This is a genomic window from Streptomyces caniscabiei (assembly GCF_014930365.1).
In the GTDB taxonomy this organism is placed as follows: Bacteria; Actinomycetota; Actinomycetes; order Streptomycetales; family Streptomycetaceae; genus Streptomyces; species Streptomyces caniscabiei.
The window spans coordinates 109,643-122,513 of the sequence record NZ_JABXWI010000010.1; the positions used below are offsets into that span (position 1 = coordinate 109,643).

At 70.7% G+C, this 12,871-nt stretch carries 9 protein-coding genes; 7 read left to right on the top strand and 2 right to left on the bottom strand.

The window, feature by feature from the left end; genetic code table 11:
• Positions 1-41 precede the first annotated feature (41 nt).
• A complete protein-coding gene (locus tag HW837_RS26775; RefSeq protein WP_045562457.1) occupies positions 42-245 on the top strand; it encodes a DUF6191 domain-containing protein in 204 nt (67 codons plus the stop codon).
• Between the two features lie 8 nt (positions 246-253).
• Here the strand turns inward: HW837_RS26775 and HW837_RS26780 are convergent, their stop codons facing one another.
• Both HW837_RS26780 and HW837_RS26785 read right to left on the bottom strand, forming a co-directional pair.
• A complete protein-coding gene (locus HW837_RS26780) occupies positions 254-1,420 on the bottom strand; it encodes a PQQ-dependent sugar dehydrogenase (RefSeq protein WP_193381737.1) in 1,167 nt (388 codons plus the stop codon).
• 182 nt (positions 1,421-1,602) lie between these two features.
• The gene (locus HW837_RS26785) at positions 1,603-2,601 is read right to left on the bottom strand and encodes an aldo/keto reductase (protein ID WP_045562456.1); all 999 of its coding nucleotides are present in this window, start codon (positions 2,599-2,601) and stop codon (positions 1,603-1,605) included.
• A 76-nt stretch (positions 2,602-2,677) separates the two neighbouring features.
• On the opposite strand from HW837_RS26785, the gene HW837_RS26790 reads away from it, so the two are divergent.
• The 6 genes from HW837_RS26790 (at position 2,678) to serA (ending at position 12,790) form a co-directional block, all read left to right on the top strand.
• The gene (locus HW837_RS26790; protein WP_177261902.1) at positions 2,678-3,679 is read left to right on the top strand and encodes a 2-hydroxyacid dehydrogenase; all 1,002 of its coding nucleotides are present in this window, start codon (positions 2,678-2,680) and stop codon (positions 3,677-3,679) included.
• Positions 3,680-4,071: 392 nt separating this feature from the next.
• The gene (locus HW837_RS26795; protein WP_045562455.1) at positions 4,072-7,176 is read left to right on the top strand and encodes a putative bifunctional diguanylate cyclase/phosphodiesterase; all 3,105 of its coding nucleotides are present in this window, start codon (positions 4,072-4,074) and stop codon (positions 7,174-7,176) included.
• 246 nt (positions 7,177-7,422) lie between these two features.
• The gene (locus HW837_RS26800; protein WP_177261903.1) at positions 7,423-9,270 is read left to right on the top strand and encodes an acetolactate synthase large subunit; all 1,848 of its coding nucleotides are present in this window, start codon (positions 7,423-7,425) and stop codon (positions 9,268-9,270) included.
• A gap of 25 nt (positions 9,271-9,295) precedes the next feature.
• A complete protein-coding gene (ilvN, locus tag HW837_RS26805; RefSeq protein WP_045562453.1) occupies positions 9,296-9,823 on the top strand; it encodes an acetolactate synthase small subunit in 528 nt (175 codons plus the stop codon).
• 119 nt (positions 9,824-9,942) lie between these two features.
• A complete protein-coding gene (gene ilvC / locus HW837_RS26810) occupies positions 9,943-10,944 on the top strand; it encodes a ketol-acid reductoisomerase (protein ID WP_045562452.1) in 1,002 nt (333 codons plus the stop codon).
• A 256-nt stretch (positions 10,945-11,200) separates the two neighbouring features.
• A complete protein-coding gene (serA, locus tag HW837_RS26815) occupies positions 11,201-12,790 on the top strand; it encodes a phosphoglycerate dehydrogenase (protein ID WP_045562451.1) in 1,590 nt (529 codons plus the stop codon).
• Positions 12,791-12,871 lie beyond the last annotated feature (81 nt).

Genomic DNA, 12,871 nt, shown 5'->3' on the forward strand with positions numbered 1-12,871 from the left:
CCGACCGCCCGCCGCCTCGTGGCCCTGGGGGAGGGAACACAGTGTTCAACGCCTTCGAGGAACTGTTCGCACCGGGCCGCAAGCACACCCGTGACGAGGAGAACCGGCTGGCACTGACCCGCGAGGACGTCGGGGACAACGATCCAGGACGCGGACCGATAGACCTCGCGTCCGGGAAGGTCGTCATACGCCCGCCCGAGCCCGTGGAGAAGGAGGCAGAGCCGGCCACGGCGGCCGAGGAGTAGGCGGAGGTCTACGTCACCTCCAGCTCGAGGATCTTGTCGTCGCCGTCCTCCGGGGAGCCCCGTCCGTCCGTCTCACTGGTCACCAGCCAGAGCTTGTCGCCGCCGGCGGAGACCACCGTACGGAGTCGGCCGTAGTCGCCCTCCAGGAAGGCCTGGGGGTCGGCGGCGGTCTTCGTGCCGTCGAGGGGGACGCGCCACAGACGCTGGCCGCGCAGGCCCGCCATCCAGACCGAGCCCTCCGCTATGGCGATCCCGCTCGGGGAGGCCTCCTCCGTGCTCCACACGGCCACCGGGTCTACATAGCCGGACTCGCCGCCCTTGCCCTCCACCTCCGGCCAGCCGTAGTTCCCGCCGGGGCGGATGTGGTTCAGCTCATCCCAGGTGTTCTGGCCGAACTCCGAGGCCCACAGGCGCTGTTCGGGGTCCCAGGCGAGGCCCTGGACGTTGCGGTGGCCGTAGGAGTAGACGACGGAGTCGTCGAAGGGGTTGCCCGGGGCGGGCTGTCCCTCCGGGGTCATACGGAGGATCTTGCCGCCGAGGGAGTCCTTGTCCTGGGCCAGCGGCCCCTCGTACCGCTCGCCCGTGCTCGCGTACAACATCCGGTCGGGGCCGAAGGCGAGCCGGCCGCCGTTGTGGTTGGTGCCCTTGGGGATGCCCCGGAGGATGGTGTCGGGGGCGCCGAGCTGTTCGCCGGCCGGCTTCTCGGGGTCGTACAGCATCCGCACGATGCGGTTGTCGGACTCCGAGGTGAAGTACGCGTAGATCATGTGGTCGGAGGCGTACTCCGGGGAGACGGCGATGCCCATGAGGCCGCCCTCGCCCGCCGGGGCGACGCCGGGGACCTCGCCGAGCTCGGTCCGTTCGCCGGTCTTCTCGTCGATGCTGCTGATCGTGGCCCCGTCACGGGAGGAGACGAGGAGGCCGCCCTCGGGGAGGGGCGCGAGGCCCCAGGGAGTGTCGAGGCCCTCGGCGACGGTGCGGACCACCTTGACCGAGCCCTTCGCGGGAGGTGGCTCGTCCGTCGCCTTGCCCGGCGGGGACGAACCGGCACTGCTGCTGCTCGGGGGTGGGCTGCCGGCCGCGTCCGTCTTCTCTCCGTCGTCGGAGGAGCAGCCGGCCGTCACCAGGAGCACGGCGGCGGCCAACGCGGCCGTCACCACTCGACGTTGCACCATCACGATCCCTTCGGCGTGGAGCTTCTACTTGTCTTACACCGCGAGTGCCCCACAAGTTCCGCCTCCGCCCGAACCAGCGGATCTTTCGCCCCGAACCAGCGGATCTTTCGCCGGTGCCGGCCCGCGCGGCGGGCCTCGGCCGGCCGCTCCCCGAGGCGTACGTCCCTCGGCGCCGCGTTCCCTCAGTCCCAGGATCCCCGCGCCGGCGGCAGGCCCGCCACCTCGGCCAGGTCCTGCGGCGTCAGGCGCAGCGCGTGGGCGGCCGCGTTCTCCGTCACCCACCGTGCCTGCTTCGTGCCCGGCACCGGGACCACGTGGGGGCCGAGGGACAGGATCCAGGCGAGGGCCACCTGGGCCGGGGTCACCGTCGCCCCGTGGCGGGCCGCGATCCGGCGCAGGCCGACGACGAGGGGTTGGTTGGCCGCCATCATCTCGGCGGTGAAGCGGGGGTGACGGGCCCGGAGGTCGTCCGGCTCGAAGCCCCCGCCGGGGGTCAGGGTGCCGGTGAGGAAACCGTTCCCCAGAGGCATGGCCGCGAGAAAGCCGATGCCGCGGGCCACGCACCAGGGGAGCAGGGCGTCCAGGGCCTCCCGCGACCAGACCGACAGCTCCGCCTGCACCGCGCTCACCGGGAAGACCTGCTGGACGCGCCGGAGCTGGCGGAGCGTGGTGTCGTGGACCCCCGCCCCCGGCCGGCGGCCCGCCCGCGCGCCCACCGCGCACAGGCCCAACGCCCGCACCTTCCCGGCCTGTACGAGTTCCGCCATCGCGCCCCACGTCTCCTCCACGGGGACCTCGGGGTCCGCGCGATGGAGCTGGTAGAGGTCGATGACATCGGTCTGGAGCCGGCGCAGCGAGGCGTCGCAGGCACGTTTCACATAGCCGGGGCGGCCGTTGGCCACGATGTGCTGTTCGCCCACCAGCAGGCCCACCTTGGTGGAGACGAACGCCTCCGCGCGACGCTCCTTCAGTACCCGGCCCACCAGCAGCTCATTGGTGAAGGGGCCGTACATGTCGGCCGTGTCCAGCAGCGTGGTGCCGAGGTCGAGGGCCCGGTGCACCGTCCGCATCGACTCGTCGCCCCGCTGCCGCGACCCGGTGTACGCCCAGCTCATCGGCATGCACCCGAGTCCTACGGCCCCCACCTCGAGCGTCGCCGCGCCGATCGTCCTGCGCTCCACCTGGTCGTGACCCTCCCTCTCCCGAACCCCCAACCTAACCTCTGCCGTAGCGGGTACCTGACATAGCCTCCGGAGCATGACTGCTGACGCGACCGCCCACCCGGCCCCGGACGTGACCGCCGACGTGTGGCTCTCGATCCCGCCGGACGAGATCGAAGGGCTCCCCAAGGGCCCCAACTACCTCTTCTGGGACGGGGGCGAGGACGGCACGCAGCCCTATCCGGGCGACCCCGCCGACTGCGTCCTCTACGTGGTCCCCTACATGAAGCGCCGGGGGGTGGCGGGCAACCCGCTGGCGGCCATGCGGAACCTGCGGGTCGTCCAGACGCTCACGGCAGGGGTCGACGACATCACGGCCCGGCTGTCCGTGGTCGCTCCCGGTGTCCAGCTGTGCAACGCCCGCGGAGTGCATGAGGCCAGCACGGCCGAACTCGCGCTGACCCTGACCCTCGCCTCGCTGCGCGGTGTCCCCGACTTCGTCCGGGCCCAGCAACAGGAGCGCTGGGAGGGCGACTTCCGCCCCGCGCTCGCCGACAGGACCGTGCTGATCGTCGGTTACGGCGCGATCGGCGCGGCCATCGAGGACCGGCTCGTACCTTTCGAGGTGGCGCGGGTGGCGCGCGTCGCGCGCTCTGAGCGCACCACGGCGCGCGGACCGGTGCATTCGTTCACCGAACTGCCCTCCCTGCTGCCGCAGGCGGATGTCGTGATCCTGTCCACGCCTCTCACGGAACAGACGAAAGGCCTGGTCAACGCCGAGTTCCTGGCCCACATGAAGAACGGGGCCCTCCTGGTGAATGTTGCCCGCGGAGGCGTCGTCGACACCAAGGCACTGCTGGCGGAACTGGACAACGGCCGCATCACCGCGGCGCTGGACGTCACCGACCCCGAGCCGCTGCCGCCCGGCCACCCGCTCTGGCGCGCGCCCGGGGTCCTCATCAGCCCGCACGTCGGCGGCCCCACGTCGGCCTTCCTGCCGCGTGCGAAAAGGCTGTTGGTGGACCAGTTGGGGCGTTTCGTGAACCGGGAGCCATTGCGCAACGTGGTCCTTACGACAGGCGAGACGGACGACGCGTAATCCACTTCGGGCACCCTCCGCATTCCTTCGGAAGCGGAACGTGCTCGTGTTGCCGCAGGTGGTCACTGAGCGTAGAGGAACTATGTCCCTGAGTGACGAGACTGGTGTATCGTCCCCGACAGGGGCTGCGCCGCGCACCGTTCGGCGCCGGGGACGGACTTGAGACAGCGAGGGGGGCGACGGGCGATGCACGGCCTATGGACGAACGATCCGACGCGGCGGAGCCGCCGACGGCGGCCCTGGCGAGCTGCGACGCGGAGGCACCCGCACGGGAGCCACGGCGGACGCGGCGGTCACGGTCAGTACCGCAGGCACAGCAGCCGCAGAAAACACACCCACCCGACGCGGCGGGACCGGCGGGACACGGGAGCGGTGCTCACCGGGGAGACCCCGTGAGCACCCGCCCGTCCTCCGCCTCCACGCTGGACCCCACGCTCCGGGCCGCCAAGCCGCTGCCCGGACCGCAGTCGCCCGGTGGGCGGGCGTCCGCCCGAGGCCGTGGGAGCCTGCGGGCCCAGCTCGTCCTCGCCCTGCTCTGCGCGGCCTACGCCGTCGGTGCCGCGTTCGGCTGGGGCAATGAGCAAGTCGCCCTCGTCATGGGCGACTTCGGGCTCAGCGCCGCCGCAGCGGCCGCGGCCGTCTCCTGCTTCCGCTACGCGCGCACCCGGCGCAGCCGCTTTCGACCCGCCTGGCTGCTGTTCGCCCTCTCCTCCGCCATGGCCGCCCTGGGCAACGGCGTCTGGGGGTGGTACGAGGTCGTCCTGGAGCGGCCCGTGCCCGAGCCGAGCTACGCCGACCTGTTCTTCCTCTGCTTCGCGCCACCCGCCATCGTCGGCCTGCTGGTGCTGGCCAAGAGGCCCGTCACCAGGGCCGGCTGGGTCTGCCTGGCCCTGGACTCCTGGCTCATCGGCGGGTCCCTCGTCACCCTCTCCTGGAGCCTCGCGCTCGCCCAGAACGCCCAGCTGGAGGACTCCAACACCGCGCACACCGCGCTCTCGCTGGCCTATCCGCTGCTCGACATCGCCCTGGTCAGCATGGTGCTCGCGCTGCACTTCCGCCGCTCCTCGATGCACCGCTCCGCGGTCAACACGGCGATCGGCGCCCTCGCGCTCACCGTGATGTGCGACGCCCTGTTCACCTCGCCCCTGCTGCACACCAGCTACCAGTCCGGTCAGCTCCTCGACGCCGGCTGGTTCGCGGGCTCCCTGCTCCTCGCCTACGCCCCCTGGGCCGGCCAGCGGGGCGGGCAGGGGGACGAGGGCGGGCACGGGCGCGTGGTGCACGAACACATCCCCGGTCAGCGGCACGACGCGCACCCGGGCCACCGCCACGAGGCACAGCCCGGCCACCGCCATGACGTCGTGCAGGCAGGGCACGTCCATGTGCTCCTCCAGGGAGGAGGTCACAGTCGGTATCCGGCCACCCGCCCCATCGCCGGATCCCTGGCCGCGCTCACCCCGTACCTGGCCGCCGCCGTCTGCACCCTGGGCATCCTCTACAACGTCCTCAACGGCCGCAGCGTCGACCGCGTGGTACTGATCACCGCCTGCACGGTCGTGCTCGCGCTCGTCGTGCGTCAGGGGATCATGCTCCTGGACAACATCACGCTCACCCAGGAGCTGGCCCAGAAGGAGAATCACTTCCGCTCCCTGGTCCAGGGCTCCAGCGACGTCATCATGATCGCCGCGCCGAACGGCATCCTGCGCTACGTCAGCCCGGCCGCCGCCGGGGTCTACGGACGCCCCGCGGAGGACCTCGTCGGCAAGGAGCTGGCCTCGATCATCCACCCCGAGGACCTCGGCTGCGTCGTCCACGAGGTGCGCCGCTTCCTCGCCGCCAGCCCCGCCGAGGAGCCCACCACCCGCATCGAGTGCCGCTTCAAGTCCGGCGACGGAGGCTGGCTGAACGTGGAGTCCACGGTCAACCGCCACCACGGCGGCCTCATCTTCAACAGCCGGGACGTGACCGAAAGAGTGCGGTTGCAGGCCCAGCTCCAGCACAACGCCGAGCACGACCCGCTCACGGACCTGCCCAACCGCGCCCTGTTCACCAAGCGTGTCCAGCAGGCGCTCTCCGGCCGCCGCTCCTCCGACCGGGGCGTCGCCCTGCGCAACACGGCGGTCCTCTTCATCGACCTCGACGGCTTCAAGGCCGTCAACGACACCATCGGCCACCAGGCCGGGGACGAACTGCTCGTCCAGGCCGCCCGCAGACTCCAGGACGCCGTCCGGCAGGGGGACACCGCCTCCCGTCTCGGCGGCGACGAGTTCGCGGCCCTCATCGTCGGCGACGGCTCCCGGGACCGCGCCGCCCGGGAACAGCACATCGTGGAGCTCGCCGACCGCCTCAGGATCGCCCTCTCGCAGCCGTACACCATCGACGGCAACGACGTCCGGGTGGCCGCCTCCATCGGGGTCTCCTTCGCCGAGCCCGGCCTCGGCGCGGGCGAGCTGCTGCGCAACGCCGACCTCGCCATGTACCGCGCCAAGGCGTCCGGTAAGGGCCGCGTCGAGCTGTACAAGCCACAGATGCAGCAGGACGTCGTACGCAAGGCCGAGCTGGCCACCCGGCTGCGGGCCGCGCTGCACGACGGCGAGTTCATGCTGCTGAACCAGCCCGTGGTGGAGCTGGAGACCGGCCGGATCTCGTCGGTCGCCACGGCGGCTCGCTGGCGCTCCTCCCAGGGGGTGCTGTTCACACCCGCCGAGTTCCTGCGGGTCTCCGAGGACAGTGACAAGACCGCCGAGCTGGGCCGCTGGATGCTGGAGCAGGCCGTCGAGCAGGCCGCCGACCGTGTCAGCAACGGGCTGAACGTACCGGTCTCCGTCCGGATGAGCGCCCGGCGCCTGCTGGACCGCTCACTGCCCCCGGGCTCGCTGGAGGCGCTCCTGAGCCGTCACGGGCTGCCGTCCGGCTCCCTGGTCGTCGAGCTCTCCGACACCGAGCTGAAGTGCCCGCTCGACGAGCTGGAGCGCCGGTTGCACCATCTGCGGCGCCTCGGTGTCCGGATCGCTTTGGACGGCCTCGGCAGCGGCCACGCGGCCATCACGGCGCTGCGCCGTCTCCCCGTCGACGTGCTGAAGCTGGACCGGAGCCTCGTCGAGGGCATCGTGGAGTCCACCCGGCTGCACAAGATCACCCGGGGGCTGCTGCGCATCGCCGACGACCTCGGGCTCCAGTCCGTCGCCGACGGCGTGGATCTGCCCGAGCAGGTGATCGTCCTGCGCGCGATGGGCTGCACCCACGGCCAGGGCGCGGCCTTCTCCGGACCGCTGGACGAGTACCGGCTCCGCCGGGCCCTCTCCCTCGGGCACTACCCGGTGCCCGGAGGCGCCGCTGAACCCGCGTTCGCGGGTGGCGCGCGAGAGCCCGAGGGACGCGTCGGGGGTGAGCGGGCGTGGCGAGGCGCGGGGGTGTACACAAGTGGTGTACCCGCTGTCTACGGAGGCGGAAGTGCCCTTCGCTCACATAATGAGACTCCCGTCCCACCCGCTTGACACGTGGTGCGCGCGAGGGGGAGGGTCAGTGCCATGCGCACCCGAATCCTCGTACTTGGAAAGCGCGTCGGCTGAAGCTGGGACCCACCGGGCCATGATCCGGAATCCCCAGCGACCGTACCCGGCGCGCTCCCCTCGCTTGCCTCGTGGCAAGGAGGGGTTTTTTGTTGCACGGGCACCAGTCGGCGTTAGCCGCACACCGCACGAACCTCGCAAAACACCCTCAGCATCGAGAAGAGAATGCCGATGACCGAGCAGGCCACCGGGGCCCACCATCCGCAGCCGCGGCCCCGATCCGGAGGACCGACCACCCCCGTCGAGCACGTCACGGGTGCGCAGTCCCTCATCCGTTCTCTCGAGGAGGTCGGGGCCGACACGGTGTTCGGCATCCCCGGCGGCACCATCCTGCCGGCGTACGACCCGATGATGGACTCCAAGCGGGTGCGCCACGTGCTGGTCCGCCACGAGCAGGGCGCCGGCCACGCGGCCACCGGTTACGCGCAGGCCACCGGCAAGGTCGGGGTGTGCATGGCGACCTCCGGACCGGGCGCCACCAACCTGGTCACCCCGATCGCGGACGCGCACATGGACTCCGTGCCGCTCGTCGCGATCACCGGGCAGGTCGCGGTCAAGGCGATCGGCACGGACGCCTTCCAGGAGGCGGACATCGTCGGCATCACCATGCCGATCACCAAGCACAGCTTCCTGGTGACCAAGGCGGAGGACATCCCGCGGGCGATCGCGCAGGCGTTCCACATCGCCTCCACCGGCCGCCCGGGACCGGTCCTGGTCGACATCCCCAAGGACGTCCTCCAGGCGAAGACCACCTTCAGCTGGCCGCCCGCCATGGACCTGCCCGGCTACCGGCCCGTCACCAAGCCGCACGCCAAGCAGATCCGCGAGGCCGCCAAGCTGATCACCGCCGCCAAGCGGCCCGTGCTGTACGTCGGCGGCGGCGTCCTCAAGGCGCAGGCCACGGCCGAACTGAAGGTGCTGGCCGAGCTGACCGGCGCCCCCGTCACCACCACCCTGATGGCGCTCGGCGCGTTCCCCGACAGCCACCCGCAGCACCTGGGCATGCCCGGTATGCACGGCTCGGTGGCCGCCGTCACCGGCCTGCAGAAGGCCGACCTGATCGTCGCCCTCGGCGCCCGCTTCGACGACCGTGTCACCGGCAAGCTGGACAGCTTCGCGCCGTTCGCCAAGATCGTCCACGCGGACATCGACCCGGCGGAGATCGGCAAGAACCGCGCCGCCGACGTGCCGATCGTGGGGGACGCCCGCGAGGTCATCGCCGACCTGATCCAGGCGGTGCAGAAGGAGCACAGCGAGGGCGGACAGGGCGACTACAGCGCCTGGTGGAAGGACCTCAACCGCTGGCGCGAGACCTACCCCCTCGGCTACGACCAGCCGGGCGACGGCTCGCTCTCCCCGCAGGCGGTCATCGAGCGCATCGGACAGCTCGCCCCCGAGGGCACGATCTTCACGGCGGGCGTCGGCCAGCACCAGATGTGGGCCGCCCACTTCATCCAGTACGAGAAGCCCGCCACCTGGCTGAACTCCGGCGGCGCCGGAACGATGGGGTACGCGGTCCCGGCCGCCATGGGCGCCAAGGCCGGCGCCCCGGACCGGCCCGTCTGGGCGATCGACGGCGACGGCTGCTTCCAGATGACCAACCAGGAACTGACCACCTGCGCCCTGAACAACATCCCGATCAAGGTCGCCATCATCAACAACGGCGCCCTCGGCATGGTCCGCCAGTGGCAGACGCTGTTCTACAACCAGCGCTACTCCAACACCGTCCTGCACAGCGGCCCGGACGACGTCAACCCCAACGCCCGCGGCACCCGCGTCCCCGACTTCGTGAAGCTGTCGGAGGCCATGGGCTGTTACGCCATCCGCTGCGAGTCCCCGGACGACCTCGACAAGGTCATCGAGGAGGCGAACTCGATCAACGACCGCCCGGTCGTCGTCGACTTCGTCGTCCACGAGGACGCGATGGTGTGGCCCATGGTCGCCGCCGGCACATCCAACGACACGATCATGGCCGCCCGGGACGTCCGCCCCGACTTCGGCGACAACGAAGACGACTGAGAGCCGTAGGTAAAGGAACCCCACCATGTCCAAGCACACGCTCTCCGTCCTGGTGGAGAACACCCCCGGCATCCTGGCCCGGATCGCCGCCCTGTTCTCCCGCCGCGGCTTCAACATCGACTCGCTCGCGGTCGGCGTCACCGAGCACCCCGAGATCTCCCGTATCACCATCGTGGTGACGGTGGTCGACGAACTGCCGCTGGAGCAGGTGACGAAGCAGCTCAACAAGCTCGTCAACGTCCTGAAGATCGTCGAACTGGAGCCGGCCTCCGCCGTTCAGCGGGAACTCGTTCTGGTGAAGGTGCGCGCCGACAACGAGACGCGCTCCCAGATCGTCGAGATCGTCCAGCTGTTCCGTGCCAAGACCGTCGACGTCTCCCCGGAGGCCGTCACCATCGAGGCCACCGGCTCCAGCGACAAGCTGGCCGCCATGCTCAAGATGCTGGAGCCGTTCGGCATCAAGGAACTGGTCCAGTCCGGCACGATCGCGATCGGCCGCGGCTCCCGTTCGATCACGGATCGCTCGCTGCGCGCCCTGGACCGTTCGGCCTGACACGACGACACGGGCGGCCGACGACGCGCGGCCGCCCGTATGCCGAGACCCGCGGACCTTCATCCCGCCCGCCGTCATACGGTGGGACGCAACACCTGCACTCAAGGAGAGAACCCAAAGTGGCCGAGCTGTTCTACGACGCCGACGCCGACCTGTCCATCATCCAGGGCCGCAAGGTCGCGGTCATCGGTTACGGCAGCCAGGGCCACGCCCACGCGCTGTCCCTGCGCGACTCGGGTGCGGACGTCCGCGTCGGTCTGCACGAGGGCTCCAAGTCCAAGGCGAAGGCCGAGGAGCAGGGCCTGCGCGTGGTGACTCCGGCGGAGGCCGCCGCCGAGGCCGACGTCATCATGATCCTCGTCCCGGACCCGATCCAGGCACAGGTCTACGAGGACCACATCAAGGACAACCTGAACGACGGCGACGCGCTGTTCTTCGGCCACGGTCTGAACATCCGCTTCGGCTTCATCAAGCCCCCGGCCGGCGTCGACGTCTGCATGGTCGCCCCCAAGGGCCCCGGCCACCTGGTCCGCCGCCAGTACGAGGAGGGCCGCGGCGTTCCGTGCATCGCCGCCGTCGAGCAGGACGCCACGGGCAACGCCTTCGCGCTGGCCCTGTCGTACGCCAAGGGCATCGGCGGCACCCGCGCGGGTGTCATCAAGACGACCTTCACCGAGGAGACCGAGACCGACCTGTTCGGTGAGCAGGCCGTTCTCTGCGGTGGTACGGCCGCCCTGGTCAAGGCCGGTTTCGAGACGCTGACCGAGGCCGGCTACCAGCCGGAGATCGCGTACTTCGAGTGCCTGCACGAGCTGAAGCTGATCGTCGACCTCATGTACGAGGGCGGCCTGGAGAAGATGCGCTGGTCGATCTCCGAGACCGCCGAGTGGGGCGACTACGTCACCGGCCCCCGCATCATCACGGACGCCACCAAGGCCGAGATGAAGAAGGTCCTCGCCGAGATCCAGGACGGCACCTTCGCCCAGCAGTGGATGGACGAGTACCACGGCGGTCTGAAGAAGTACAACGAGTACAAGACCCAGGACTCCGAGCACCTGCTGGAGACCACGGGCAAGGAGCTGCGCAAGCTCATGAGCTGGGTCAACGACGAAGAGGCGTGATCCGAGGGGCCGGTCGCGGCGGGGTTCACCCGGTGCCGCGACCGGCCTCGTTCTCACGTCCGGGTGACCTTTCCGTGGTGGCGTGGGACGACGCCCCCGGCGCCACTACACTGCTGCACTACATACGCGTCAGGCCCACAGCGTCGTGCGTCTTCCACGCGGCCAAGCGACACCGGGGAATTCCGGGTGTCACTCCCCTCCACCGCCTGCGGCCGTCGGGACGGCCGTCCGCAGCATTGGACTTGTGAGGACTCACGTGAGCTCGAAACCAGTCGTACTGATCGCTGAAGAGCTGTCGCCCGCCACCGTCGACGCGCTGGGCCCGGACTTCGAGATCCGGAACGTCAACGGAGCGGACCGAGCCGAACTGCTCCCCGCCATCGCCGATGTCGACGCGATCCTGATCCGCTCGGCCACCAAGGTCGACGCCGAGGCGATCGCCGCCGCGAAGAAGCTGAAGGTCGTCGCGCGCGCCGGCGTCGGCCTGGACAACGTGGACGTCTCCGCCGCCACCAAGGCCGGCGTGATGGTCGTCAACGCCCCCACCTCGAACATCGTGACCGCCGCCGAGCTGGCCTGCGGTCTGCTCCTCGCCACCGCCCGCCACATCCCGCAGGCGAACACGGCGCTGAAGAACGGCGAGTGGAAGCGCAGCAAGTACACGGGCGTGGAGCTGGCCGAGAAGACCCTCGGCGTCGTCGGCCTCGGCCGCATCGGCGCCCTGGTGGCGCAGCGCATGTCCGCCTTCGGCATGAAGGTCGTCGCCTACGACCCCTACGTGCAGCCCGCGCGCGCCGCGCAGATGGGCGTCAAGGTCCTGTCGCTGGACGAGCTGCTCGAGGTCTCCGACTTCATCACCGTCCACCTGCCGAAGACCCCCGAGACGGTCGGCCTGATCGGCGCCGAGGCGCTCCAGAAGGTCAAGCCCTCGGTGCGCATCGTCAACGCCGCGCGCGGCGGGATCGTCGACGAGGCCGCGCTCTACTCGGCGCTCAAGGAGGGCCGCGTCGCCGGAGCGGGCCTCGACGTGTACGCCAAGGAGCCCTGCACCGACTCGCCGCTGTTCGAGCTGGACGAGGTCGTCTGCACCCCGCACCTCGGCGCCTCCACCGACGAGGCCCAGGAGAAGGCGGGCATCGCGGTGGCGCGCTCCGTGCGCCTCGCCCTCGCCGGCGAGCTGGTCCCGGACGCGGTGAACGTCCAGGGCGGGGTCATCGCCGAGGACGTCAAGCCGGGCCTGCCGCTCGCCGAGCGCCTCGGCCGGATCTTCACCGCGCTGGCCGGTGAGGTCGCGGTCCGCCTCGACGTCGAGGTGTACGGCGAGATCACCCAGCACGACGTGAAGGTGCTGGAGCTGTCCGCGCTCAAGGGCGTCTTCGAGGACGTCGTCGACGAGACGGTGTCGTACGTCAACGCTCCGCTGTTCGCGCAGGAGCGCGGCGTCGAGGTGCGGCTGACGACCTCGTCCGAGTCGCCGGACCACCGCAATGTCGTCACCGTGCGCGGGACGCTCGGCAGCGGCGAGGAGGTGTCGGTCTCCGGCACGCTGGCCGGGCCGAAGCACCACCAGAAGATCGTGGCCGTCGGTGAGTACGACGTGGACCTCGCGCTCGCCGACCACATGGTCGTCCTCAGCTACGTCGACCGGCCCGGTGTCGTCGGCACCGTGGGTCGCGTGTTCGGTGAGGCCGGGATCAACATCGCCGGTATGCAGGTCGCGCGGTCCGCGGCCGGTGGGGAGGCGCTGGCGGTGCTCACGGTGGACGACACCGTGCCCCCGGCGGTGCTTGCCGAGGTCGCGGAGGAGATCGGCGCGACGTCGGCGCGGTCGGTCAACCTGGTCTGAGGTCACTGTTCCGCCGGGGCGGGGCCTGGTCACCTGTGGGTGGCTGGGCCCCGCCTTTGGCGCCCCCGCCGCCCCTACCCG

Excerpts from the sequence above, each read along its gene's own strand:
- HW837_RS26800 (WP_177261903.1), top strand. The coding sequence starts at position 7,423 with ATGACCGAGCAGGCCACCGGGGCCCACCATCCGCAGCCGCGGCCCCGA.
- HW837_RS26780 (WP_193381737.1), bottom strand. The coding sequence starts at position 1,420 with ATGGTGCAACGTCGAGTGGTGACGGCCGCGTTGGCCGCCGCCGTGCTC.
- HW837_RS26790 (WP_177261902.1), top strand. The coding sequence starts at position 2,678 with ATGACTGCTGACGCGACCGCCCACCCGGCCCCGGACGTGACCGCCGAC.
- ilvN (WP_045562453.1), top strand. The coding sequence starts at position 9,296 with ATGTCCAAGCACACGCTCTCCGTCCTGGTGGAGAACACCCCCGGCATC.